This is a genomic window from Streptomyces sp. NPDC090022 (assembly GCF_044748145.1).
GTDB lineage: Bacteria > Actinomycetota > Actinomycetes > Streptomycetales > Streptomycetaceae > Streptomyces.
Map to the genome: position 1 here is coordinate 89,938 of NZ_JBIVFN010000004.1, position 24,680 is coordinate 114,617.

The following is a 24,680-nucleotide window of genomic DNA, read 5'->3' on the forward strand; positions in this document are numbered from 1 at the left end:
CCGGAATGGCCAACTCCTGTCAACAAACGGCGCGTTAGGAATGCCGGGACCGGGCCTTGAACGCCGCCTTGCGCGCCTCCTTGGCGGCCTTCTTGTCCGGGTGCAGCCGGCCCATGGCCTCCAGCACGTAGGCCGTCGCGGGGTGCTCCACCCGCCAGGCCGTGTCGAAGAAGCCGGTGTGGTGGGCGGTCAGGCTCTCCATCAGCGCGGGCAGTTCCTCGGTCTCGCCGTCGGCGGCGAGCTGCGCCGCGATGGTGTCCACGGTCAGCCAGAACACCATCGTCTCGCCGGGCGGCGGCACGTCCGCCGCGCCGTGCTCGGCCAGCCAGACCCGGGCCAGGCCGCCCAGCTCGGCATCGTCCAGCACCTCTCGGACCACGGGTTCGGCCGCCGGGCCGGCCAGCGCGAGGGCCTGCTGGCAGCGCAGCCGGCGCAGCGGGCCGCCCTCGTCGCCGCCGCGCGCCGCGGCCAGCAGCTCCGCGACCGCCGCGGGCAGGTCGCGGGCGGCCAGCCACTGCTCGATCTCGCCCTGCGCGGCGGCCTCGGGGTAGCCGGAGACGACGTCGAGCAGCATCTCCGCGCCCTTGTCCGCCAGGTCGCCGACGGCCGGGGCCTCGACGCCCGCCTCCATCATCCGGGCCCGGATCCCGTACAGGCCGAGCGGGGTCAGCCGGACCAGCCCGTACCGGGAGACGTCCTCGTCGTCGGCGACGGCCGCCGCGGTGAACTCCTCGTCGTCCGTCTCCGCCATGAGTTCCTCGTCGAGCGGACGGAACTCCACCAGCCCGATCGGCTCCAGCTGCCGGAACTGGTCGTCCAGCCGCATCATCGCGTCCGAGACCCGCTCCAGGACCTCGTCGGTCGGGTCGCCCATGTCGTCGGGTACGACCATCGAGGCGGCCAGCACCGGCAGCGGCACCTGGCCCCCGCCGGCCCCGCCCTCGGCGACGGTCAGCAGGTACAGGTTGGCGAGCACCCCGTCGAGGAAGTCCGCCTCGCGCTGCGGGTCCCAGTCCAGCTGGTCGAAGTCGATCTCGCCGCCCGCGTCGAGGGCGTCGACGAGGTCGTCGAGGTCGGGCACGGTCGCGTCCGCGAGGACGGTGTCCAGCGCCGCCAGCCACAGGTCCAGTACGTCGCCGGGCGCGCCGCCGGTGACCAGCGCGAGGTCGGCGCCCGGCGTGGCCGTGCCGTACGCCGCGCCGTCGGCGTCATCTGCGGTACCCGACGCCGCGCCTGACGCCGTGCCCGCCGCCGCGCTTGACGCCGCACCCGCCGCCGTGCCCGCCACCGGCCCGTTCTCGTCCTCGTCCGGGTCCGTCACGTCCACCAGGCCGGTGTCCAGCGCCACCCGCCAGGCCTCGCTCGCGCTCGCCTCCCCGTCCGCGTCGGCGGGCAGCCCCAGCAGCGCGGCGGCTTCCGGCAGCTGCTCGGCGGCCAGTTCACCGCCCGCCCCGACCCGGGTCCGCGGCCCGGCCCAGCGCGCCAGCCGGACGGCCTGCGCGAACAGCGGGGCGGCGAGCGCGTCGCGGGCCAGTTCCGCATCGGAGTGCAGCCGTACCGGCGGCAGCGTGGGGCGCGGCTCAGGCGACATGGGGTGGTTCTCCTCGCGGACTTGAGCGGACGGCGGGGCCCAGCGTAGACGCAATCGGGCCGCCCCCGAGGAGCCGATGTCTTTGGTTCATCCCACAGACACTCACCGTATTCCCTGGAGACCTTGACAACTTCGCTGACAAAGAAGGAGATTGACGCGCGTAGATCTTCCTGCCCCTCACCACCACACCGGAGTCCTGCCCATGCGCTCCTCGCTTCCCCGCTCCGCCGCCGTCGCGGCCGTCGTGGCCACCGCCCTGGCCGGCGGCCTGCTCGCGGGTTCGGCCGGCGCGGCCGAGAACGACGCGGCCGCCGCCGAGCCGGTACGCATCCACGACATCCAGGGAACCACCCGGATATCGCCCCTGGTCGGCAAGCAGGTCGCCGACGTCGCGGGCATCGTGACCGGCGTACGCACCTACGGCTCGCGCGGCTTCTGGATCCAGGACCCCGACGCCGACGACGACGCCGCGACCAGCGAGGGCGTCTTCGTCTTCACCAGCTCCGTCCCCACCGTCGCCGTGGGCGACTCGGTCAAGGTCTCGGGCCTGGTCGGCGAGTACGTGCCCGGCGGGCTGAACTCGGGCAACCAGTCGGTCACCCAGATCTCCAAGCCGACCGTCACCGTGGTCTCCTCGGGCAACGCGCTGCCCGAGGCGGCCGCCGTCAACGAGTACACGGTGCCCGCCGCGTACGCGCCCGCGGGCGACCCGGCCGCGGCCGGCAGCATCAACGGCCTCGCCCTGGACCCCTCCCGCTACGCCCTGGACTACTACGAGTCCCTGGAGGGCATGAACGTCGCCATCGGCACCTCGCGGGTGGTCGGCGCCACGGACCCGTACTCGGAGCTGTGGGTCACGGTGAAGGGCTGGGAGAACAACACCCGGCGCGGCGGCACGCTCTACGGCTCCTACGAGTCCCAGAACACCGGCCGGCTCCAGATCCAGCAGCTGGCCCCGATCGCCGAGAAGCCGTTCCCCGTGGCCAACGTCGGCGACCGGCTGACCGGCACCACCGAGGGCCCGCTGGACTTCAACCAGTTCGGCGGCTACACGCTGGTGGCCCGCACCCTGGGCACCGTGCAGTCGAAGGAGCTGGCGCGCGAGAAGACCAAGCCGCAGGCGGCGCATGAGCTCGCGGTCGCGACGTACAACGTCGAGAACCTCGACCCGAGCGACTCGCAGGAGAAGTTCGACGCGCTCGCCAAGGCGGTCGTCGAGAACCTGGCCTCCCCCGACATCCTCGCCCTGGAGGAGATCCAGGACGACAACGGCGCCAAGAACGACGGCACCGTCTCGGCCGAGCAGACGCTGACGAAGTTCACCGCCGCCATCGCCGCCGCGGGCGGCCCGGCCTACCAGTGGCGCACCATCGACCCGGTGAACAACAAGGACGGCGGCCAGCCCGGCGGCAACATCCGCCAGGTCTTCCTCTTCAACCCGGCCCGGGTCTCCTTCACCGACCGCGCCGCCGGCGACGCGACCACCGCGACCGGTGTGAGCGCGGAGGCCGGCAAGGCCGCCCTCACCCACTCCCCCGGCCGCATCGACCCGGCGAACCCGGCGTGGGACGACAGCCGCAAGCCGCTGGCGGGCGAGTTCGTCTTCCGCGGCAAGACGGTCTTCGTCGTCGCCAACCACTTCGGTTCCAAGGGCGGGGACGAGAGCCTCACCTCGCACCACCAGCCGCCGGTGCGTTCCTCCGAGGCCAAGCGACTGCTCCAGGCGCAGTCGGTGAATGGTTTCGTCAAGCAGATCCTGGCCGCCCAGAGCAACGCGAACGTCGTCGTCCTCGGTGACATCAACGACTTCGAGTTCTCGGCGACGACGAAGGCGCTGGCCGATGGCGGGGCCCTGTTCCCGGCGATCACCTCGCTGCCGAAGTCGGAGCGCTACTCGTACGTCTTCCAGGGCAACTCGCAGGTGCTGGACCAGATCCTGACCAGCCCGGCGATCAAGAAGTTCACGTACGACAGCGTGCACATCAACGCGGAGTTCGCCGACCAGAACAGCGACCACGACCCGCAGGTCCTGCGCTTCCGCCCGTAGTCACGACGGGTGGGACACCAGGGGGCCCGGCCGCCGTCCCGGCCGGGCCCCCTGTCCTGTTCCCGGGGCCCTTTCCGCCCAAGAAGGGGACTTTCGGCCCTGGCGGGCGCTTGCGTGATCCTCACCACATCTGCGCGTAAACCCCCCGATGTGGTGCTTCAGTATCTGCACGCCCGCGCCCGCATCGCCCGTACTCCCGCTTGGAGGACCCGCGTGTTCCCCTCCATCTCCCTCGCCCAGGAGATCGGCCTCGCCGTGCTGGTGGCCGCCGCTCTCGTCTGGTTCGTCGGCCTCGGCCACATGATGCGGGGCAACCGCTCCCACCGCCCGGAGCCCCGTGCCTACGAGCAGGGCCTCACGGCCATCCCGGCCCAGCGCGGCGCCGCCTCCCACCCGATGGAGACGGTGGAACTGACGGAGGCCGAGGAACGCGCCTTCGCGGGCCTCATCCGCACGATCGCCCCGCACTGACGCCGGGCGGCGCACGGCAGCCGACACCACACGCACGCACGCGAAGACCCCGCACACGTACGCGAAGGCCCCCACCCGGATCCCGGGCGGGGGCCTTCGCGTACGTCGGCCCGGCGGGCGTCAGTTGTGGCTGTGCAGGACCTCGTTCAGCCCGCCCCAGACCGCGTTGTTCGGGCGGGCCTCGACGGCGCCGGTGACCGAGTTGCGGCGGAAGAGGATGTTGCCGGCGCCCGAGAGCTCCAGCGCCTTGACGACCTGGCCGTCCGGCAGGGTGACCCGGGTGCCCGCGGTCACGTACAGGCCGGCCTCGACGATGCACTCGTCGCCGAGCGCGATGCCGACGCCCGCCTCGGCGCCCACCAGGCAGCGCTCGCCGATCGAGATGATCTGCTTGCCGCCGCCGGACAGGGTGCCCATGGTGGAGGCGCCGCCGCCGATGTCGGAGCCGTCGCCCACGACGACGCCCGCGGAGATGCGGCCCTCGACCATGGAGACGCCGAGGGTGCCGGCGTTGAAGTTGACGAAGCCCTCGTGCATGACCGTGGTGCCCTCGGCGAGGTGCGCGCCGAGGCGGACGCGGTCGGCGTCGGCGATGCGCACGCCCTTGGGGACGACGTAGTCGGTCATCCGCGGGAACTTGTCGATCGAGGTGACCTGGAGATGCAGGCCCTCGGCGCGGGCGTTCAGCCGGACGGTCTCGACCTGGTCGACGGCGACCGGGCCCAGCGAGGTCCAGGCGACGTTGGTGAGCAGGCCGAAGACGCCGTCGAGGTTCTGGCCGTGCGGCTTGACCAGGCGGGTGCTCAGCAGGTGCAGGCGCAGGTACGCGTCGTGGGCGTCCAGCGGCTTGTCCTCGAGGGAGGAGATCACCGTACGGACGGCCACGACCTCGACGCCGCGGACCACGTCCGTGCGCAGGGCCTTGGCGGCGGCCGGGCCGAGGAGCTCCACGGCCTGCTCGGCGGTCAGGCGCTCGGTGCCGGCCGGGCCGGGCTCGTCGGCCAGCGCGGGGGCCGGGAACCAGGTGTCGAGGACGGTGCCGTCGGGGGTGAGGGTGGCAAGGCCGGCGGCGACGGCGCCGGTGGTACGCGTAGCAGTCATGCCTGAAACCTAACCAACGACGGCGGGTGCGGGCGAACCGGTCTCATGTGCCGGTCGCCCGGGTTCCCGGACCGCCCGCGCGCCCGTCGCCAGCACGGTTGCGCCCGCCGCCGCGCCGAGGACCGCGCACACCGGCCACAGCAGGCCGGGCGCCGCCGCGTACAGGGCCCCGCCCAGCGGCGCGGCGAGGACCACACCGGTGACGGAGGCGCCCGCGTACAGGCTCTGGAAGCGGCCCACCGCGTGCTCGGGGGCCTCGTCGGCGACGTACGCGGTGGCGGTGGTCTTGTAGAGGATCTCCCCGAGACTGAGCAGGACCATCATCGCGACGGCGGTGGCGATGCCGGCGCCCAGCAGCAGCGCCGCGTAGCCGGTCCCGACCAGCAGCAGCCCGGAACCGATGACGCGCAGCGGGGAGCGCCGGCGCAGGGCGAGGGCGACGGGCAGCTCCAGCAGCAGGATGACACCGCCGTTGACGGCGATGAGCAGGCCGTACGCGCGGGTGTCCAGGCCCTGGTCGGCGAGGTACACGGGGAAGGTGGAGTACTGCTGCCGGTAGACGATGTCGATGACGACGATCGCGGCCAGCAGCACCAGGACGGCGGGCCGCGCGCGCAGCTCGCGCCAGACCCCGCCGCGGTCCCGTCCCCCGTACGGGACCGCGGCGCGTCCGGCACCGCGGGCCGGTACGACCCGGGCGGTCCAGAAGGCCAGGAAGAGGGTGCCGACGCCGTCCGCGACGAAGAGCCAGTCGTACGAGAGCCAGGTCGCGACCAGCGCCCCGAGCGGCGGGCCCACGGTGAACCCGCCGTTGGCCAGGCAGCGGATGACGGCGAACGCCTGGCGCCGGGAGCCCTCGGGGACGGTGACGGCGACCAGCGCGGAGTTGGCGGCGCGGATCACCCCGGAGGCGTACTCGGCCAGGGGCAGGGCGATGTACAGCAGGGCGGTCGGCAGGACGGGCAGGCAGAGCAGGACCGCGCCGGCGAGCGCGGAGGCGGTGAGCAGCACGCGCCGGTGCCCGAAGCGGTCGCCGTACCAGCCGCCGGTGAAGTTCCCGGCGACCAGGCCGACGCCGCCGATGCCGACGACCAGGCCCGCCTCGGCGACGCCCAGGCCGCGCGGCCCGGTCAGGTACACGAAGACGAAGACGAAGGTGAAGCTGACGACGGCGTTGACGAAGCCGCCGCCGGCCAGCAGCCAGACCGCCCTCGGTACGTCCTTGAACGCGTGCAGCACCGCGCCCCCCTGCACTCGCGAGTAAGTTTCTTTTGGGAACTGACTATGGCAGCATGACAGCCTCGGGTCAACGGACGTAAGGACGGTTCCCATGGCCCAGCGCACGCAACTCGGTGACGCCGACTGCGCCATCGCCCAGGCACTCGACGTGGTGGGCGACTGGTGGACGCTGCTGATCGTGCGCGACGCGGCGCGCGGCCTGTACCGGTTCGACGAGTTCCAGCGGGAGCTGGGGGTCTCCCGCAAGGTGCTGGCGGAGCGGCTGCGCCTGCTCGTCGAGGCGGGGGTGCTCACGCGCGAGCCGTACCAGGAACGGCCGGTGCGGCACGCGTACCGGCTGACCCCGCGCGGGCGGGCACTGCTCCCGGTCCTGGTGGCCCTCCAGGACTGGGGTGACACCTGGATCCTGGGAGAGGGAGAGATGACGGCGACGACGACCGAAGCCTCGCGCGAGGCCGAACGGGTGCACGCGCTGAAGGGGACGCGACTGCCGGAGCTCGGGCTCGCGGCGGCCGACGGCACGGTCCGCGACCCGGTCGCGGACACCGCGTCCACCGTCCTGTACTGCTTCCCCGGCGCCTACGCCCGGGCGGAGTCCTACCCGCCGGGGTGGGCCCGGATCCCGGGCGCGCGCGGCTGCACGCTCGAGTCGTGCACGTACCGCGACCAGCTCGCCGCGTTCACGGCGGCGGGCGCGACGGTGCACGGCGTCTCCACCCAGCGCCCGGACGAACAGCGCGAGTTCGCCGAGCAGGAAGGCCTGCGCTTCCCCCTCCTCTCGGACAACGACCTCGCCCTGACGGCGGCCCTGCGGCTGCCGACGTTCCGCGCGGCCGGCACCAGCCGGCTCAAGCGGCTGACGCTGGTGATCGGGCGGGACCGTACGGTGCGCGAGGTGATCTACCCGGTCCAGGACATCGAGGCGAGCGTCGCCACCGCCCTGGCCGCGGTCCGCGCCGCGACGGCCGGCGACGCGTAGGGCCTAGGGGGCCCTGAGCACGCGGGCGAGGATCTCCCGCGCGTAGGCCTCGTCGTACGGTGCGTCGGTGAGCAGGACCTGGAGGCAGATGCCGTCCATGACCGCCACCAGGGCGCGGGCGGTGACCGGGTCCGTGCGGCCGGCCAGGGCCAGGACCACGGCCTCGCACCACTCGGCCGCGACGGGGCGCAGGGCCGGCCGGCGCAGGGCGGCCAGGTACAGCTCGTACTCCAGTTCCACCCGCCCCCGGTCGGCCTCGAACACCTCGCCCAGCAGCCGGGCCAGCGCGCCCGCGAGGTCGCCGGCCGCGTCCGCGAGGGCGGGCGAGGCGGCGACGGTCTCGGCGAAGGCGGCGTTCGCCTGCCGGAGGGCGGCGACCAGCAGCTCGTCGAGGGTAGTGAAGTGGTACGTGGTCGAGCCCAGCGGTACGTCGGCCTCCGCGGCCACGGTGCGGTGGCTGAGCCCCGCGATCCCCTTGGCGCCGACCACCCGGATCGCCGCGTCGATGATGCGCCGGCGCCGGTCCGGGTCGTAGCGCCGCACCGCGCGGGAGGCCATCAGTGCGCCCCGCCGAGGTTGAGCAGCACCACCCCGGCGATCACCAGCGCGATCCCGGCGATCTTGGCGGCGGTGGCGGCCTCACCGAGGAAGACCATCCCGATCGCGGCGATGGCGGCGGTGCCGACGCCGGCCCAGATCGCGTAGGCGGTGCCGACGGACATCGACTTCAGCGTCTGGGCGAGGAGGGTGAAGGCGATGACGTAGCCGAGGAGCGTCCCCAGCGAGGGCCACAGCTTGGTGAACCCGTCGCTGTACTTCATCGCGGTCGTCCCGGCGACCTCGGCGGCTATGGCGGCGGCAAGGAGTGCGTAGGGCATATGTACGAGCGTACACAACGATACGTACACCCGTACACAGAACGAATGCGCGACCCGCACGCGAAGGGGCCCGGCACCTGTGGGTGCCGGGCCCCTTCGGGGTGTCCGTCGGGCTCAGACGTTGAAGCCCAGGGCGCGCAGCTGCTCGCGGCCGTCATCCGTGATCTTGTCCGGGCCCCACGGGGGCATCCAGACCCAGTTGATGCGGAGCTCGTTGACGATGCCCTCCGTCGCCGACTTCGCCTGGTCCTCGATCACGTCCGTCAGCGGGCAGGCCGCCGACGTGAGGGTCATGTCCAGGGTGGCGATGTTGGCGTCGTCGATGTGGATGCCGTAGATCAGCCCCAGGTTGACGACGTCGATGCCCAGCTCGGGGTCGACCACGTCGTAGAGGGCCTCGCGGACCTCCTCCTCGGTGGCCGGCTTGAGCGCCACCGCCGCCGCCTCCGGCTCTCCGGCCGCTGCGGGCGTCGCGTTCTCGGTCATGCCGTCTTCCTCTCCGCGTCACCCAGTGCCTGGGCGGTCGCGTCCTTCCACGCCATCCAGCTCAGCAGAGCACACTTCACACGGGCCGGGTACTTGGAGACGCCGGCGAACGCGACCGCGTCCTCCAGCACCTCCTCCATGGCCTCGTCCGGCTCGATCTTGCCCTTGGACTGCATCAGCTCCAGGAAGACAGCCTGGATCTTCTGCGCCTCGGACAGGTCCTTGCCGACCAGCAGCTCGTTCAGCACGGACGCGCTGGCCTGGCTGATCGAGCAGCCCTGGCCCTCGTAGCTGACGTCCGTCAGCTTCTGGCCGTCGTACTTCACGCGCAGCGTGATCTCGTCACCACACGTCGGGTTGACGTGGTGCACCTCGGCGTCGCCGTCGCGCAGGCCACGCCCGTGCGGGTGCTTGTAGTGGTCCAGGATCAGCTCCTGGTACATCGAATCCAGCTTCACAGCGGCCTCGTCGCCTCGTCGCCCTCGTTATCCGAAGAAGTTCCGTACGTGCTCCAGCCCGTCGACCAGTGCGTCGACGTCGGCCGGAGAGGAGTACAGGTAGAACGACGCTCGCGTGGTCGCGGGAATTCCGTACCGCAGGCAGACCGGGCGGGCGCAGTGGTGGCCCACGCGGACCGCGATGCCCTGCTCGTCCAGGACCTGGCCGACGTCGTGCGGGTGGATGTCACCGAGCACGAAGGAGATCGCGGCGCCGCGGTCCTCGGCCGTGGTGGGGCCGATGATCCGCAGGTCGGGAACCTCCTGGAGGCGCCTGACCGCGTACTCGGTGATCGCGTGCTCGTGCGCGGCGATCTTGTCCATGCCGATCGCGGTCAGGTAGTCCACGGCCGCGCCGAGGCCGACGGCCTGGGCGATCGGGGGCGTACCCGCCTCGAACTTGTGGGGCGCCGGCGCGTACGTCGAGGCGTGCATCGACACGGTCTCGATCATCTCGCCGCCGCCGAGGAACGGAGGCAGGTCCTCCAGGAGCTCCTGGCGGCCCCAGAGCACGCCGATGCCGGTCGGGCCGCACATCTTGTGGCCGGTGAAGGCCACGAAGTCGGCGCCGAGCTCCTGCACGTCCAGCGGCATGTGCGGAGCGGCCTGCGAGGCGTCGATCAGCACCAGCGCGCCGACCTCCTGCGCGCGCCGGACGATCGCCTCGACCGGGTTGATCGTGCCCATGATGTTGGAGACCAGCGTGAAGGAGACGATCTTCGTCTTCTCCGTGATGACCTCTTCGATGTCGGACAGGTCGAGGCGGCCGTCGTCGGTGAGGCCGAACCACTTCAGCTTCGCGCCGGTGCGCTGCGAGAGCAGCTGCCAGGGGACGATGTTGGAGTGGTGCTCCATCTCCGTGATGGCGATCTCGGTCTCGCGGTCGACCCGGTAGGGGTCGTCCGCCCAGCCGAGCATGTTCGCGACCAGGTTGAGCGACTCCGAGGCGTTCTTGGTGAAGATCACCTCGTCGCGGCTCGGCGCGTTGATGAAGGCGGCGACCTTGTCGCGGGCGCCCTCGTACAGCGCCGTGGCCTCCTCGGCGAGCACGTGCACGCCGCGGTGGACGTTGGCGTTGTGCCGCTCGTAGTACTCGTTCAGCGCGTCGAGCACCTGGCGCGGCTTCTGGGAGGTCGCCGCGTTGTCCAGATAAACGATCTTCTTCCCGTCGTGGACCACACGATCCAGCAGGGGGAAGTCCTTGCGGATCGCCTCGATGTCGAGGAGGCCAGGCAGCTGTGTCACGCGGTCGCGCCACCCTTCACGTACTTGTCGTAGCCCTCGGCCTCCAGCTGGTCGGCGAGCTCGGCGCCGCCGGACTCGGCGATGCGGCCGTTCGCGAACACGTGCACGAAGTCAGGCTTGATGTAGCGCAGGATGCGCGTGTAGTGGGTGATCAGCAGGGTGCCGACCTCACCGGTCTCGCGGACGCGGTTGACGCCCTCGGAGACGATGCGCAGGGCGTCGACGTCCAGGCCGGAGTCGGTCTCGTCGAGGATCGCGATCTTCGGCTTGAGGAGCTCCAGCTGGAGGATCTCGTGGCGCTTCTTCTCACCGCCGGAGAAGCCCTCGTTGACGTTGCGCTCGGCGAAGGCCGGGTCCATCTGGAGACGCGCCATGGCCTCCTTGACCTCCTTCACCCAGGTGCGCAGCTTGGGGGCCTCGCCGCGGATCGCCGTGGCGGAGGTGCGCAGGAAGTTGGAGACCGAGACACCGGGGACCTCGACCGGGTACTGCATGGCGAGGAAGACACCGGCACGGGCGCGCTCGTCGACGGACATCTCCAGGACGTCCTCGCCGTCGAGGGTCACGGTGCCACCGGTGATGGTGTACTTCGGGTGACCGGCCAGCGAGTACGCCAGGGTGGACTTGCCCGAGCCGTTGGGGCCCATGATGGCGTGCGTCTCACCCTGCTTGACGGTGAGGTCGACGCCCTTGAGGATCTCGCGGGCTCCGTTCTCGGCCTCGACGGAGACGTGCAGGTCGTGGATTTCAAGCGTTGCCATGGGTGCCTCAGGACTCCTGGGTGAGGGAGACGAGCACATCGTCCCCTTCGATCTTTACGGGGTATACGGGTACGGGGCGCGTCGCGGGGAGCCCGGACGGCTTGCCGGTACGCAGGTCGAACGCCGAGCCGTGCAGCCAGCACTCGATCGCACAGTCGTCGACCTCGCCCTCCGAGAGCGACACGTTCGCGTGCGAGCAGATGTCGTTGATCGCGAACACCTCGCCCTCGGTGTGGACGATGGACACCGGCGTGCCGTCGATCTCCACCCGCTTGGGGGTGTTCTCCTCCAGCTCGCTCAGCGCGCAGGCCTTGACGTAGGACATCAGACGGACGCCTCGAGCTCGGACTCGATCCTGGCGATCAGGCGCTCCTCGATGTCCTCGACGCCGATCTGCTGGACGAGCTCGGCGAAGAAGCCGCGCACGACCAGCCGGCGGGCCTCGTCGGCCGGGATACCACGGGCCTGCAGGTAGAAGAGCTGCTCGTCGTCGAAGCGGCCGGTCGCCGAGGCGTGGCCGGCGCCGACGATCTCGCCGGTCTCGATCTCCAGGTTCGGCACCGAGTCGACCCGGGCGCCGTCCGTCAGGACGAGGTTGCGGTTCATCTCGTAGGTGTCGGTGCCCTCGGCGGACTTCTCGATCAGGACGTCGCCGATCCAGACCGCGTGCGCGCCCTCGCCCTGCAGCGCGCCCTTGTAGACCACGTGGGACTTGCAGTGCGGTGCGTCGTGGGTGACCAGGAGGCGGTGCTCCTGGTGCTGGCCCGCGTCGGTGAAGTAGAGGCCGAGCATCTCGGCCTCGCCGCCGGGGCCGGCGTAGCGCACGCGCGGGTGGATGCGGACGAGGTCGCCGCCGAAGGTGACCACGACGGACTTGAAGCTGGCGTCGCGGCCGAGCAGCGCGTTGTGCTGGGAGGTGTGGACGGCGGTGTCGTCCCAGTCCTGCACGGACACGAAGGTGACCTTGGCGCCGTCGCCGACGAGGACGTCGACGTTGGCGGCGCGCACGCCGTCACCGGTGTGGTCGATCACGATGATCGCCTCGGCGAACGGCTTGATGTCGAAGACGGTGTGACCGAAGGTCGTGCCGCCCTCGCCGTGCAGGGCGACGCGGATCGGCTCGGCGAGCACGGTCTCCTTGGGCACCGTGACGACCGTGGCCTTGGCGAACGACGAGAACGCCTGCGCGGAGACCCGGTCGACAGGGGTGCCCGCCTTGCCGAGGCGCTCGTCGCCGCGGTCGACGGACTCGACCGTCACGCCGTCGGGCGCGTCGATCTGGGCCTTCATCGTGCCGTCCGTGACCGCGGTGCCGTCGGCGAGGCCGCGCAGCCGCTCCAGCGGGGTGAAGCGCCACTCCTCCTCGCGGCCGTGCGGCACGGGGAAGTCGGCCACGTCGAAGGACGGGGGCGCGCTCATCCGGGTGGCGACGGTGGACTCCGCGGCCACCGCGATCGAGCCGGCGGTGGTGGAACCCGTCGGGATGTTCTGAGCCTCAGCCATGGCTGTCGTCTTGCTCGCTCTCTTAAAAGAACACGTCTACGTCAAAGAATGCGCTGCGGAACGGAGGCGGGCGGACTAGCCGACCGAGCCCTCCATCTGCAGCTCGATCAGCCGGTTGAGCTCCAGCGCGTACTCCATGGGCAGCTCCTTCGCGATCGGCTCGACGAAGCCGCGCACGATCATGGCCATGGCCTCGAACTCCGAGAGGCCGCGGGCCATCAGGTAGAAGAGCTGGTCGTCGGAGACCTTGGAGACGGTCGCCTCGTGGCCCATCGTCACGTCGTCCTCGCGGACGTCGACGTAGGGGTAGGTGTCCGAGCGGGAGATGGTGTCGACGAGCAGGGCGTCGCACAGCACGTTGCTCTTCGAGCCCGCGGCACCCTCGCCGATCTCGACCAGACCGCGGTACGAGGTGCGGCCGCCGCCCCGCGCCACCGACTTGGAGACGATGTTCGAGGAGGTGTTCGGCGCCATGTGGACCATCTTGGAGCCGGCGTCCTGGTGCTGGCCCTCGCCCGCGAAGGCGATGGACAGGGTCTCGCCCTTGGCGTGCTCGCCCATCAGGTAGACGGCCGGGTACTTCATGGTGACCTTGGAACCGATGTTGCCGTCGATCCACTCCATGGTCGCGCCCTCGTACGCCACGGCGCGCTTGGTGACCAGGTTGTAGACGTTGTTCGACCAGTTCTGGATCGTCGTGTAGCGGCAGCGGCCGCCCTTCTTCACGATGATCTCGACCACGGCGGAGTGCAGCGAGTCCGAGGAGTAGATCGGGGCGGTGCAGCCCTCGACGTAGTGGACGTAGGCGTCCTCGTCGACGATGATCAGCGTCCGCTCGAACTGGCCCATGTTCTCCGTGTTGATACGGAAGTAGGCCTGGAGCGGGATGTCCACGTGGACACCCTTGGGGACGTAGATGAAGGAGCCGCCCGACCACACGGCGGTGTTCAGCGAGGCGAACTTGTTGTCGCCGACCGGGATGACCGTGCCGAAGTACTCCTGGAACAGCTCCGGGTGCTCCTTGAGCGCGGTGTCGGTGTCCAGGAAGATGACGCCCTGCTGCTCCAGGTCCTCGCGGATCTGGTGGTAGACGACCTCGGACTCGTACTGGGCCGCGACACCGGCGACGAGGCGCTGCTTCTCCGCCTCCGGGATGCCGAGCTTGTCGTACGTGTTCTTGATGTCCTCCGGCAGGTCCTCCCAGGACTCGGCCTGCTTCTCGGTGGACCGCACGAAGTACTTGATGTTGTCGAAGTCGATGCCCGAGAGGTCCGAGCCCCAGGTGGGCATGGGCTTCTTGTCGAAGAGCTTCAGGCCCTTGAGGCGGAGCTTCAGCATCCACTCGGGCTCGTTCTTCTTCGCGGAGATGTCGCGGACGACGTCCTCGCTCAGACCGCGCTTGGCAGCGGCACCGGCCGCGTCGGAGTCGGCCCAGCCGTACTCGTAGTTGCCCAGACCCTCGAGCTCAGGGTGAGCAGTCTCCGTGGTCATGCGGGGTTCCTCCCGGCCGTGCTTGCAGATGCTGATGTGTTGGTCTGTGGTGCGGCGCTTCGCGGGATGAAGGTCGTGCACACCCCGTCGCCGTGGGCGATCGTGGCGAGACGCTGCACATGGGTCCCGAGCAGGCGGGAGAAGACCTCGGTCTCCGCCTCGCAGAGCTGCGGAAACTGCTCGGCGACATGGGCGACCGGGCAGTGGTGCTGGCAGAGCTGTTCACCGCTGTGCGGACCGGGAGCGCTCTTCGCCGTAGCAGCGTACCCGTCCGCGGTCAACGCCTTGGCAAGGGCCTCGGTGCGCTGCGCGGGGTCCGCCGCCTCGACCGCTTCCCGGTAGGTCTCGGCCGGCGCCGCCAGTCGCGCCCGGGCGAACGCCGCCACCGCGGCCTCGCCCCGCTCCCCGCCGCCCGCGGCCTGCGCGATCCAGCGCAGGGCGTCGGCGGCGAGCGTGTCGTACGACTGGTCGAAGGCGTCGCGGCCGCAGTCGGTCAGCGCGAACACCTTGGCGGGCCGGCCCCGGGTACGCGCTCCGTACACGCGCTGCTCACGGGGTGCGACCACGTCGTCGGCGACGAGCGTGTCGAGATGGCGGCGGACGGCGGCCTGGGTGAGGCCGAGACGCTGGGCGAGGTCGGCGACGGTGGACGGACCGTGGTCCAGGATGGAGCGCGCGACCCGGTTGCGGGTGGACCGCTCCCCGGGCGCGAGCTCCCCCTGAGGGGTCTCGTTCTGCCGTTCGCCGTTTTTCACAACACCATTGTTGCGTAATTACGCGAGGCCCGACAAGCCGTGACCGAGGCCACTCCTGGTGTCATCCATCACTAAGGGTTACCTAATCTGTCGACGCAGAGTGACGGTGCGCGAGGGGTGCCGGCTCAGCGGAGGGGCCTCGCGCGGCCCCCGCGGAGCCCCTCCGACGAGCGCGTACGTCCTCCCCCGCCGTCCCGCGGCCGCCCGCGGGACGTCCCGGACCCGTCACCTTCCGTTCCGGAGAAAGATCTCCGCGAGAGAACTACGGCGTCCGAGTGACGGACAGGGGCTCCGCCCCGGGCCCCGGAGGCCCTCCTACCGCTCCGTAGACTCACCCGCATGAGCAACGACCCCGCCGTGGTGATCCGCGGACTGGTGAAGCGGTACGGCGCCAAGACCGCGGTGGACGGCCTGGACCTCGACGTACCGGGGTCCTCGGTCACGGCGGTCCTCGGCCCCAACGGCGCGGGCAAGACGACCACGGTGGAGACCTGCGAGGGCTACCGCCGCCCCGACGCCGGCACCGTCCGCGTCCTGGGCCTCGACCCCGTCGCCGACGCCGCCGCCCTGCGCCCGCGGGTCGGTGTGATGCTCCAGTCCGGCGGCGTCCACTCCGGCGCCCGCGCCGTCGAGATGCTGCGCCACATGGCCTCCCTGTACGCCGACCCGCTCGACGTGGACCCCCTGGTGGAGCGGCTCGGGCTGGGCGACTGCGGCCGCACCCCCTACCGCCGGCTCTCCGGCGGCCAGCAGCAGCGGCTCTCCCTGGCCATGGCCGTGGTCGGCCGCCCCGAGCTGGTCTTCCTGGACGAGCCGACCGCCGGACTGGACCCGCAGGCCCGCCGGGCCACCTGGGAGCTGGTACGGGAGCTGCGCGCCGACGGCGTCACCGTCGTGCTCACCACGCACCACATGGACGAGGCCGAGCAGCTCGCCGACCGGGTCGCCATCGTGGACGCGGGCCGGGTGATCGCCCATGGCAGCCCCGAGCAGCTGTGCCGCGGCGGCGCCGAGAACACCCTGCGTTTCACCGGCCGCCCCGCCCTCGACCTCGCCTCCCTGCTCAAGGCGCTGCCCGACGGCACCCAGGCCGCCGAGCCGACCCCGGGCGTCTACCGGATCACCGGCGACGTCGACCCTCAGATGCTGGCCACCGTCGCCTCCTGGTGCGCCCAGAACGGCGTCCTGCCGGACAGCCTCTCCGTGGCGCGGCACACCCTGGAGGACGTCTTCCTGGAGCTCACCGGTAAGGAGCTGCGCGCATGAGCGCCGGTACGTTCACCCCCCGCCCGGGGGCCGCGCCCGTGTCCCGGATGATCGCCGCGCAGACGGCGCTGGAGACCCGGATGCTGCTGCGCAACGGGGAGCAGCTGCTGCTGACGGTGATCATCCCGGCGCTGCTGCTGACCCTTTTCTCCGCCGTCGACATCGTCGACACCGGCGCGGGCGAGCCGGTGGACTTCCTGGCCCCCGGCGTCCTGGCGCTCGCGGTGATGTCCACGGCCTTCACCGGCCAGGCCATCGCCACCGGTTTCGACCGCCGCTACGGCGTACTGAAGCGGCTGGGCGCCTCCCCGCTGCCGCGCTGGGCGCTGCTGACCGCCAAGACGCTGTCGGTGCTGGTCACAGAGGTGCTCCAGATCGCCCTGCTGACGGCGATCGCCCTGGGGCTGGGCTGGTCGCCGCAGGGGTCCCCGCTCGCCGTGGCCGTCCTGCTGCTGCTGGGTACGGCGGCCTTCTCGGGGCTCGGACTGCTGATGGCCGGGACCCTGAAGGCCGAGGTGACCCTGGCCGCGGCGAACCTGGTCTTCCTGCTGCTGCTGGTCGGCGGCGGGGTGATCGTTCCGCTGGAGAAGTTCCCGTCGGCGGTGCAGTCCGTCCTCGGCCTGCTGCCGATCTCGGCGCTGTCCGAGGGGCTGCGCGAGGTGCTCCAGCACGGGGCCGCCCTGCCGTGGGGCGACGTCGCGGTGCTCACCGGGTGGGCGGCGCTGGGCCTGGGCGCGGCCGCGCGCTTCTTCCGCTGGGAGTGAATCCCTTCCGCCGGGGCCACCCGGCCGGGAGGATGTACGCCTGACCACATGACGTGACGCCGGGGGGCGGGCATGGCGCAGCGAGAGGCCGCTCTGCGGCTGGACGAACGGTGGGCGAGGATCCGGTCGGGGGACGAGGAGGCCGATCCGGCCGAGCGCGAGAAGCTCCTGGACGAGCTGATCGCCGCCTTGCGCGAACCCGCCCGGACCGACCCGGAGTGCGCCGCCCGCCTCGGCCTGCGCCTGGGCGATCTCGCGGCCCGGCGCTTCGCGGCCGGGGACCGGGCGGGCGCCCTCTCCGCGATCGAGGAGGGCCTGCGCCACGCCCAGCAGGCCGCCGGCCACCACCCCGAGTACGCCCGCTGGTACGCCCGCGGCCTGATCAACCAGGGGGTCTGGCTGGCCTGGCCGCTCAGCGACGGGCTGCGGCTGCCCCGGTACCCGCTGGGCGCGGCCGCCACCGAGGGCCCGGACCCCATGGAACGCGCGTCCGGCGAACGGGCCCGCGACCTGACCCGCGCGGCCGTGGACGTCTGGGCGGGCCTGGACCAGCAGGACCCGGTCAACCACCGGGGACTCGCGCAGGCCAAGGTCTTCCTCGGCGACCGGCTCGCGGAGCTGGGCAGCGTGGCCGAGGCCGTGGCGTGGGCGGTGCACGCCGAGGGCGACTTCCGCCGGCTGCTGGTGACCGGCGAGGACCCCCAGGCCCGGCAGGAGGCCGAGGAGGCGCTGGAGCACCTCGGCCGGCAGCTGCAACTGCGGCTGCGCTTCCTCGGCTTCGAGGCCCTGGTCTCCCTGCGCGCCCAGGGCCTGCTGCCCGAACCGCTGCTGCCCCAGGCCGTGGTGGCCGCGCGGATCCAGGGCGTGGAGCCCGGGGCGATGGCCACCCGGCTGGGGCTGGACCCCGAGAACGTGGAGACCATGCTCGACGTCACCCCCTGGCTGGCGGTGTGGCGCTTCGAGGTCCGCGGCCCCGACGGCACCTGGTCCGCGCTCCCCGCGCCCTGGCACGGCGCCGCCGAGGTACGAAACCGGACAGCTGCGGACGTAGCGGACGAACTCATGGCCGGTTTCCTGGAGTCCGCCGACTACCCCGGATCCCACGGCTATTGGCGCGTCCATGTCTGGTGGCAGGAGGAGGGCGACCCGGCCGGGGCCAGGTTCCGGCTGGTCGTCGGGCCGGAACCGACGACGGCGGCGCCACTGGACACCCCCTCGTGAAAGTTTGCACAAGGGGCCGCCTACGATAGGGGCGTGTTTAACCCCTTCGCCTACCTCGCCGCGCGCTGGACCCCGTCACCCCGGATCGTCCAGCGGGCCGCACTCGCCGCCCTCGTCATGACCGTCGTCATCGTCATCACCGGCGGGGCGGTCCGGCTGACCGGCTCCGGCCTCGGCTGCGACACGTGGCCCAAGTGCACCGAAGACAGCCTGATCACGACTCAGGACCAGGGCATCCACGGCGCCATCGAGTTCGGCAACCGCATGCTGACGTACGTCGTCAGCGCGGCCGTGGGCTGGTGCATCCTCGCGTCCCGCTGCGCCAAGCCGTGGCGCCGCTCGCTGACCCGGCTCGGCTGGGCGCAGTTCTGGATCGTCTGCGCCAACGCGGTGCTCGGCGGCATCACCGTCCACACCAAGCTCAACCCGTGGAGCGTGGCCGGGCACTTCCTGCTCGCCACCGCGCTCATCACGGTGACCACGCTCACCTGGCAGCGCAGCCGCGAGGGCGACGCCGCCCCCCGGCCCCGGGTGCCGGGACCGGTGCGCAAGCTGTCCTGGGCGCTGGTGGCCACCACGCTGGTGCTGATCGCCGCCGGAACGGTGGTGACCGGTTCGGGTCCGCACGCCGGTGACAGCAGCGACGTGCCCCGGATGCCCTTCGACTGGGAGACCACCGCGCACGTGCACGCCGTCGCGGCGTGGGTCGTGTGCGCGCTGGCCGTGGCGATGTGGCTGGTGCTGCGGGTGGTGGACGCGCCGGACGACACCCGGGCCCGCGCCCGCGACCTGCTGATCGTGCTGCTGGCGCAGGGCGCCATCGGCTACGTGCAGTTCTTCACCGCGCTGCCCGAGGTCCTGGTCGCGGCCCACATGCTCGGCTCCTGCCTGGTGTGGATCGCGGTGCTGCGCGTCGTACTGAGCCTGCGCGAGCGGCCGCGGGAGCAGGCGGAGATCCCGGCCCAGGCCGACCCGGCCCTCTCGGCCGCCTAGCCAGGGCCTGTCGCGCCACTACCCGCTCCCCGCTCACCCGAGCGGAACCGGCTGGACCGCACGCGCCGCCGCGCGCCGGTCCAGCCGGTAGACGCGCCGGGCGTTGCCCGCCGCGATCATGGCGGCCACCCGCTCGGCGTCCCGCAGCGACCAGGCGCCCTCGCCGACCCAGCCGCCCAGCACCCGGCCCAGCGCCTCCCGGAACACCCGGGCGCCCACCACGTGCAGTTCGGGCAGGTGCCGCCCGCCGCTGGAGAAGAGCAGCTTGCCGAACGGCGCGAGCTCCAGCAGCTCCGCCAGCACCTCGGCGGCCCGCGCCCCGGTGTGCGCGAGCGCCGGTCCGAGGTCGGCGTACACGTGCGGGAAGGCCGCCGCCAGGTGCGCCGCGTGCCGGTGGTACGGATATCCGTGCAGCAGGACCAGGTCCGTGCCGAGACCCGCGGTCGCCCGTACGAAGTCCGTCAGCAGCAGCGGATCGGTACGGTCGATGCGCTCGACCGGATCCCCGGCGCCGGCGTGCAGTTGCAGCGGCAGCCCGGAGGCCACCGCGCTCCACAGCAGGTGCCGCAGGAGCACCGGATCCCGTACGGCGTCCCCCTTGGCCCGCCGCGCCAGCCACCGGCCGGCCGCGCCGCGCACCTCGCCGGGGCCGGGCGGCTCGGGGGCGAGCGCGAGCGCGGCGCCGTACCCGGCGTCCGCTCCGCAGGTGAAGGCCACCGCCTCGGCGGCCGCGTGGTGCAGGGCCTCGGCGAGGTTGGTGAGGAAGGCCCCGGCCGTGCCGGAGGTGTCGGCGACCTGTTCGGCCAGCAGCTCCAGCCGTACGATCTCGTGCGCCTCGGCGTCCCCGGCCAGTGCCAGCTCGCGCGGCCCGGTGAGGTCGCCCGGCGGGCCGGTGTCGACCAGATAGGTGGAGATGCCGGAGCCGCGCAGCAGCCGGCGACCGGTCTCGGCGACGCCGAGTTCACGGCGCCGGGCCAGATAGCGGGCGGGCGGGCAGTGCGGCTCCAGGCCCAGCAGCGGCGGGCACCAGCGGCGCACGGCGAAGCCGGTCTGGGTGTCGAAGAAGGTGGTGCCGGCGGCGGCCGGCCGGCCCGAACGGCTCAGCTGGGCCTCGAACGTGCCGAGACCCAGCTCCGTACGGAGCACTCCGTGGCAGTACTGGTCCACCAGGGGCGGCGTTTCGATCATCCGGTCATCCCGTTGCGGACGTGAGGCGTGATGCCCTTCCACACGTCCTAACGGGTGACGGGGGTGTCAGGTGTTGCTCGTGCTGTTGACCGAGCCGTCCCCGGGGGCGGGGTCGGTCTTCTCCGCGTCACCCTTCGCCTCGGCCTCGGCCTCAGCCTTGGCCTCCGGCTCGGCTTCCGCCTCGGTCTCGGCCTTGGCCTCCGGCGCGGGCTTGACCGCGGGCTCAGCCTTGGGCTCCGGCGCGGGCTCGGCCTCCGGCTTCACCTCGGGCGCGGCCTTGGCCTCAGGCTCGGCCTGGGGCTCCGGCTCGGCCTTCGCCGTGGGCTCGGTCTGGGCCTCCGCCGCGGGCGCGGCCTTGACCTCGGCCTCGGGCTTCGCCTCAGAGGTGGGCTTCGCCTCAGGGGCGGGCTTGGCCGCGGGCGCGGTGGCCTTGGCCTCGGCGACGGGCTCCGGCTCAGGGGCGGCCTCGGGTTCCGGCACGGCCTCCGGCTCCGGCTCGGCCACGGCGACCGGCGGGTTGGCCGGGCCGCCGATCTGGATGCCGGCCATGCGCGTCCACTCGTACGGGCCGGTGCGGACCCGGGCGGCCAGCTCCCCGTCGAAGTCCTCCTGGAGGGCCAGCCCCGCCTTGCGCGCCGCCAGCTCGGCCACCTCGTGGGTGGGGGCGACCAGGTCGCCCCAGCCGCCGTCCGCGCCGACGAGCACGATCCGGGTGCCGGCCTGGCCGATGTACGCGAGCTGCCCCTCGGCGCCGCCGTGCTGCTGGGAGAAGGCGCCGATCTGCTTCGCGAGCTTCGCCGCGGTGCGCTCCTGCTTCGTTTCTGCCATACCGCAGATGCTACCGGCGAGTAATCAACGGAGGAAGGGATCCACGGCCACCGCCACGAACAGCAGCGACACGTAGGTGATCGACCAGTGGAACAGGCGCATCTCCTTGAGCTTCGCGCCCGTCACGCCCGCCTTGGCCCGTGCCTGGAGCGCGTGCGCCTCCCACAGCCACCAGCCGCCGGAGACCAGCGCGACCGCGGTGTAGAACCAGCCGGTGTAGCCGAGCGGCTGCAGCAGCAGCGAGACGGCGACCATCACCCAGCTGTAGAGGACGATCTGCTTGGCCACGGCCCGGTTGCCGGCCACGACCGGGAGCATCGGGACGCCGACCCGGGCGTAGTCGTCCTTCACCTTCATCGACAGCGGCCAGTAGTGCGGCGGCGTCCAGAAGAAGATGACGAGGAAGAGGATGACGGCGGCCCAGGAGACCTCGTTCTTGACCGAGGACCAGCCGATGAGCACCGGCATGCAGCCCGCGATGCCGCCCCAGACGATGTTCTGGGTGGTGCGCCGCTTCAGCAGCATCGTGTAGACGACGACGTAGAAGAGGAGCGCGCCGAGGGCGAGGGCGGCCGACAGCCAGTTGACGAGCAGTCCGAACCAGACGGTGGAGACCACACCGAGGGTGATGCCGAACGCCAGGCACTCGCGCGGGCTGACCATGCCGGTGACGAGCGGGCGCTGGGAGGTCCGGTCCATCAGGGCGTCGATGTCGCGGTCGATGTACATGTTCAGCGCGTTGGCGCCGCCCGCCGACAGGTAACCGCCGATGCAGGTCGCGAGGACCAGCCACATCGAGGGCACACCCTGCTCCGCGAGGAACATCACCGGGACTGTGGTGATCAGCAGAAGTTCGATGATTCGCGGCTTGGTCAATGCCACGAAAGCCATGACCCGGGCCCCGAACGGCCGGTGACCCGGGCTCGTCCCGAGCACCCCCGCTGGACGGGATTCGACGGCCGTCACGCACACCCCTGACAGAGAATCCAGCAAGCTCCGGACGACATGAAGGCCCGGTGAAGACTTGCGCGTACCACGCCACTCTAGACGTTGCTCTTCCGTCGCCCTGCGCGGGGGTCGGCTCGTGTTGGGCCGACCGAAGCAACACCGGCGGGAACGCCACGAGCGGACAAACCCGACGTGGCAAGGTGGTGACAGGCTGCTGGCACTCGAATAGCTGCATGCCGTTGCGAGGGTAGGCTCGGAATCGCGCCGGGGACACCGTTCGTCACCGGGACATCAGACATGTGGAGAGGAGCCCTGACCAACGGTGAGCACCAAGCCGACCAGCACAGAGCTCGAGTGGACCGAACTGGACCAGCGGGCCGTCGACACCGCCCGCATCCTGGCCGCGGACGCAGTACAGAAGGTCGGGAACGGCCACCCCGGCACGGCCATGAGCCTGGCCCCCGCGGCCTACACCCTCTTCCAGAAGGTGATGCGCCACGACCCGGCGGACCCGGAGTGGGTCGGCCGTGACCGTTTCGTGCTCTCCGCGGGCCACTCCTCCCTGACCCTGTACACGCAGCTGTACCTGGGCGGCTTCGGGCTGGAGCTGGACGACCTCAAGGCCTTCCGCACCTGGGGCTCGAAGACCCCCGGCCACCCGGAGTACGGCCACACGGCCGGCGTCGAGACCACCACCGGCCCGCTGGGCCAGGGCATCGCCAACGCGGTGGGCATGGCCATGGCCGCCCGCTACGAGCGCGGCCTGTTCGACCCGGAGGCCGCTCCGGGCACCTCGCCGTTCGACCACATGATCTACGCGATCGCCGGTGACGGCTGCCTCCAGGAGGGCATCTCCCACGAGGCGTCCGCGACGGCCGGTCACCAGAAGCTCGGCAACCTGGTGCTGCTGTGGGACGACAACCACATCTCCATCGAGGGCGACACCGAGACGGCCGTCTCCGAGGACACCCTCAAGCGGTACGAGGCGTACGGCTGGCACGTGCAGCGCGTCGAGCAGCAGCCCAACGGCGACCTCGACCCCAAGGCGCTGTACGCGGCGCTGGCGGCCGCCAAGGCTGAGACCGAGCGCCCCTCCTTCATCGCGATGCGCTCGATCATCGCCTGGCCGGCCCCGCACGCCCAGAACACCGAGGCCGCGCACGGCTCGGCGCTCGGCGACGACGAGGTCGCGGCCACCAAGCGCGTCCTCGGCTTCGACCCGGAGCAGACCTTCGAGGTCGCCGACGAGGTCATCGCGCACACCCGCAAGGCGCTGGACCGGGGCCGCGAGGCCAAGGCCGCGTGGGAGAAGGACCTCTCCGCCTGGCGCACCGCGAACCCCGAGCGCGCCGCGGAGTTCGACCGCATCAACGCGAACGAGCTGCCCGCGGGCTGGGAGGACAAGCTCCCCGTCTTCGAGCCGGGCAAGGGCGTCGCCACCCGCGCCGCCTCCGGCAAGGTGCTCCAGGCGCTCGGCGCGGTCATCCCGGAGCTGTGGGGCGGCTCGGCCGACCTCGCCGGCTCCAACAACACCACCATCGACAAGAACTCCTCGTTCCTGCCGAAGGACAACCCGCTGCCGGAGGCCGACCCGTACGGCCGCACCATCCACTTCGGTATCCGCGAGCACGCCATGGCCGCGGAGATGAACGGCATCGCGCTGCACGGCCACACCCGTATCTACGGCGGCACCTTCCTGGTGTTCTCCGACTACATGCGCAACGCCGTCCGCCTCTCCGCGCTGATGCACGTGCCGGTCACCTACGTGTGGACGCACGACTCCATCGGCCTCGGCGAGGACGGCCCGACCCACCAGCCGGTCGAGCACATCGCCTCGCTGCGCGCCATCCCGGGCCTGAGCGTGGTCCGCCCGGCCGACGCGAACGAGACCGCGATCGCCTGGCGCGAGATCCTCAAGCGTCACACCAAGGTGTTCGGCAAGGGCACCCCGCACGGCCTGGCCCTCACCCGTCAGGGCGTGCCGACGTACGAGCGCAACGAGAACGCCGCCAAGGGCGGCTACGTGCTCTTCGAGGCCGAGGGCGGCGACGCCCAGGTCGTCCTCATCGGCACCGGCTCCGAGGTCCAGCTCGCCGTCGCCGCGCGTGAGGCGCTGCAGGCCGAGGGCATCCCGGCCCGCGTGGTCTCGATGCCGTCGGTCGAGTGGTTCGAGGAGCAGGACCAGGAGTACAAGGACAGCGTGCTGCCGCCGTCCGTCAGGGCGCGAGTGGCGGTCGAGGCGGGCATCGGCCTGACCTGGCACCGTTACGTCGGCGACGCGGGCCGGATCGTGTCGCTGGAGCACTTCGGCGCGTCCGCCGACGGCAACGTGCTGTTCCGCGAGTTCGGCCTGACCGCCGAGGCCGTGACCGCGGCAGCCAAGGAATCGATCACCGCCGCCGCGCGCTGACGCCGGTACGAACCAAGT

23 protein-coding genes and 1 pseudogene are annotated in these 24,680 nt (G+C 71.8%); 8 read left to right on the plus strand and 16 right to left on the minus strand.

Annotation, left to right across the window (positions count from 1 at the left end):
- Positions 1 to 34 precede the first annotated feature (34 nt).
- On the minus strand, positions 35 to 1,591 hold the full coding sequence (locus ACIPXB_RS10820) for a hypothetical protein (protein WP_401447367.1): 1,557 nt from the start codon (positions 1,589 to 1,591) through the stop codon (positions 35 to 37).
- 202 nt (positions 1,592 to 1,793) lie between these two features.
- Between ACIPXB_RS10820 and ACIPXB_RS10825 the strand changes: the two genes are divergently transcribed.
- Complete coding sequence (locus tag ACIPXB_RS10825) at positions 1,794 to 3,638, plus strand: endonuclease/exonuclease/phosphatase family protein (protein ID WP_401447369.1); 1,845 nt, start codon at positions 1,794 to 1,796, stop codon at positions 3,636 to 3,638.
- Between the two features lie 213 nt (positions 3,639 to 3,851).
- The gene (locus ACIPXB_RS10830) at positions 3,852 to 4,109 is read left to right on the plus strand and encodes a hypothetical protein (RefSeq protein ID WP_401447372.1); all 258 of its coding nucleotides are present in this window, start codon (positions 3,852 to 3,854) and stop codon (positions 4,107 to 4,109) included.
- Positions 4,110 to 4,229: 120 nt separating this feature from the next.
- Here the strand turns inward: ACIPXB_RS10830 and dapD are convergent, their stop codons facing one another.
- The gene (dapD, locus tag ACIPXB_RS10835) at positions 4,230 to 5,210 is read right to left on the minus strand and encodes a 2,3,4,5-tetrahydropyridine-2,6-dicarboxylate N-succinyltransferase (RefSeq protein WP_401447374.1); all 981 of its coding nucleotides are present in this window, start codon (positions 5,208 to 5,210) and stop codon (positions 4,230 to 4,232) included.
- Positions 5,211 to 5,219: 9 nt separating this feature from the next.
- Complete coding sequence (locus ACIPXB_RS10840) at positions 5,220 to 6,446, minus strand: MFS transporter (RefSeq protein ID WP_401448237.1); 1,227 nt, start codon at positions 6,444 to 6,446, stop codon at positions 5,220 to 5,222.
- A 94-nt stretch (positions 6,447 to 6,540) separates the two neighbouring features.
- Here ACIPXB_RS10840 and ACIPXB_RS10845 point away from each other — a divergent pair, with 94 nt between their 5' ends.
- Positions 6,541 to 7,428 (plus strand): winged helix-turn-helix transcriptional regulator, encoded by an 888-nt coding sequence (locus tag ACIPXB_RS10845; RefSeq protein WP_401447376.1) that lies wholly within the window; start codon positions 6,541 to 6,543, stop codon positions 7,426 to 7,428.
- 3 nt (positions 7,429 to 7,431) lie between these two features.
- Here the strand turns inward: ACIPXB_RS10845 and ACIPXB_RS10850 are convergent, their stop codons facing one another.
- The 10 genes from ACIPXB_RS10850 to ACIPXB_RS10895 form a co-directional block, all read right to left on the minus strand.
- On the minus strand, positions 7,432 to 7,986 hold the full coding sequence (locus ACIPXB_RS10850; RefSeq protein ID WP_401447378.1) for a TetR/AcrR family transcriptional regulator: 555 nt from the start codon (positions 7,984 to 7,986) through the stop codon (positions 7,432 to 7,434).
- Positions 7,986 to 8,306: a DMT family transporter gene (locus ACIPXB_RS10855; RefSeq protein WP_401447380.1), complete on the minus strand. Its 321-nt coding sequence runs from the start codon at positions 8,304 to 8,306 to the stop codon at positions 7,986 to 7,988. Before ACIPXB_RS10855 ends, ACIPXB_RS10850 begins: the two co-directional genes overlap by 1 nt.
- A gap of 114 nt (positions 8,307 to 8,420) precedes the next feature.
- Positions 8,421 to 8,792, minus strand: a complete 372-nt coding sequence (locus ACIPXB_RS10860; RefSeq protein ID WP_401447382.1) for a metal-sulfur cluster assembly factor — start codon at positions 8,790 to 8,792, stop codon at positions 8,421 to 8,423.
- On the minus strand, positions 8,789 to 9,250 hold the full coding sequence (gene sufU / locus ACIPXB_RS10865; protein WP_401447384.1) for a Fe-S cluster assembly sulfur transfer protein SufU: 462 nt from the start codon (positions 9,248 to 9,250) through the stop codon (positions 8,789 to 8,791). The genes ACIPXB_RS10860 and sufU overlap by 4 nt, the downstream gene beginning before the upstream one ends.
- Before the next feature lie 27 nt (positions 9,251 to 9,277).
- Positions 9,278 to 10,534, minus strand: a complete 1,257-nt coding sequence (locus ACIPXB_RS10870) for a cysteine desulfurase (RefSeq protein ID WP_401447386.1) — start codon at positions 10,532 to 10,534, stop codon at positions 9,278 to 9,280.
- On the minus strand, positions 10,531 to 11,295 hold the full coding sequence (gene sufC / locus ACIPXB_RS10875) for a Fe-S cluster assembly ATPase SufC (RefSeq protein WP_401447388.1): 765 nt from the start codon (positions 11,293 to 11,295) through the stop codon (positions 10,531 to 10,533). Before sufC ends, ACIPXB_RS10870 begins: the two co-directional genes overlap by 4 nt.
- Before the next feature lie 7 nt (positions 11,296 to 11,302).
- Positions 11,303 to 11,620 (minus strand): bifunctional 3-phenylpropionate/cinnamic acid dioxygenase ferredoxin subunit, encoded by a 318-nt coding sequence (locus tag ACIPXB_RS10880; RefSeq protein ID WP_401447390.1) that lies wholly within the window; start codon positions 11,618 to 11,620, stop codon positions 11,303 to 11,305.
- Entirely contained in the window at positions 11,620 to 12,798 is a 1,179-nt protein-coding gene (sufD, locus tag ACIPXB_RS10885; RefSeq protein ID WP_401447392.1) for a Fe-S cluster assembly protein SufD, read from the minus strand. The genes ACIPXB_RS10880 and sufD overlap by 1 nt, the downstream gene beginning before the upstream one ends.
- A gap of 75 nt (positions 12,799 to 12,873) precedes the next feature.
- Positions 12,874 to 14,289, minus strand: coding sequence for a Fe-S cluster assembly protein SufB (sufB, locus tag ACIPXB_RS10890; protein ID WP_401447394.1), 1,416 nt, complete (start codon positions 14,287 to 14,289; stop codon positions 12,874 to 12,876).
- The gene (locus tag ACIPXB_RS10895) at positions 14,286 to 15,044 is read right to left on the minus strand and encodes a helix-turn-helix transcriptional regulator (RefSeq protein ID WP_401447396.1); all 759 of its coding nucleotides are present in this window, start codon (positions 15,042 to 15,044) and stop codon (positions 14,286 to 14,288) included. Before ACIPXB_RS10895 ends, sufB begins: the two co-directional genes overlap by 4 nt.
- A gap of 339 nt (positions 15,045 to 15,383) precedes the next feature.
- Here ACIPXB_RS10895 and ACIPXB_RS10900 point away from each other — a divergent pair, with 339 nt between their 5' ends.
- The 4 genes from ACIPXB_RS10900 to ACIPXB_RS10915 all read left to right on the plus strand — a co-directional run bounded on the left by ACIPXB_RS10900 (position 15,384) and on the right by ACIPXB_RS10915 (position 19,288).
- Positions 15,384 to 16,310 carry an ABC transporter ATP-binding protein gene (locus tag ACIPXB_RS10900; protein ID WP_401447398.1) on the plus strand — a complete coding sequence of 309 codons (927 nt, stop codon included), beginning with the start codon at positions 15,384 to 15,386 and terminating at the stop codon, positions 16,308 to 16,310.
- Positions 16,307 to 17,074, plus strand: coding sequence for an ABC transporter permease (locus ACIPXB_RS10905; RefSeq protein WP_401447401.1), 768 nt, complete (start codon positions 16,307 to 16,309; stop codon positions 17,072 to 17,074). Before ACIPXB_RS10900 ends, ACIPXB_RS10905 begins: the two co-directional genes overlap by 4 nt.
- Positions 17,075 to 17,146: 72 nt before the next feature.
- On the plus strand, positions 17,147 to 18,295 hold the full coding sequence (locus ACIPXB_RS10910; RefSeq protein ID WP_401447404.1) for a hypothetical protein: 1,149 nt from the start codon (positions 17,147 to 17,149) through the stop codon (positions 18,293 to 18,295).
- Positions 18,296 to 18,328: 33 nt separating this feature from the next.
- The gene (locus ACIPXB_RS10915; protein ID WP_401447406.1) at positions 18,329 to 19,288 is read left to right on the plus strand and encodes a heme A synthase; all 960 of its coding nucleotides are present in this window, start codon (positions 18,329 to 18,331) and stop codon (positions 19,286 to 19,288) included.
- A 33-nt stretch (positions 19,289 to 19,321) separates the two neighbouring features.
- Here ACIPXB_RS10915 and ACIPXB_RS10920 read toward each other — a convergent pair whose 3' ends face one another.
- The 3 genes and pseudogenes from ACIPXB_RS10920 to ACIPXB_RS10930 all read right to left on the minus strand — a co-directional run bounded on the left by ACIPXB_RS10920 (position 19,322) and on the right by ACIPXB_RS10930 (position 22,276).
- Positions 19,322 to 20,476 carry an amidohydrolase family protein gene (locus ACIPXB_RS10920; protein ID WP_401447408.1) on the minus strand — a complete coding sequence of 385 codons (1,155 nt, stop codon included), beginning with the start codon at positions 20,474 to 20,476 and terminating at the stop codon, positions 19,322 to 19,324.
- Positions 20,477 to 20,992: 516 nt separating this feature from the next.
- Positions 20,993 to 21,304 (minus strand): annotated as a pseudogene (locus tag ACIPXB_RS10925) (hypothetical protein); the annotation flags it as partial.
- 24 nt (positions 21,305 to 21,328) lie between these two features.
- Positions 21,329 to 22,276, minus strand: coding sequence for a heme o synthase (locus ACIPXB_RS10930; RefSeq protein WP_401448240.1), 948 nt, complete (start codon positions 22,274 to 22,276; stop codon positions 21,329 to 21,331).
- Between the two features lie 298 nt (positions 22,277 to 22,574).
- Between ACIPXB_RS10930 and tkt the strand changes: the two genes are divergently transcribed.
- A complete protein-coding gene (gene tkt, locus ACIPXB_RS10935; protein ID WP_401447411.1) occupies positions 22,575 to 24,662 on the plus strand; it encodes a transketolase in 2,088 nt (695 codons plus the stop codon).
- Positions 24,663 to 24,680 lie beyond the last annotated feature (18 nt).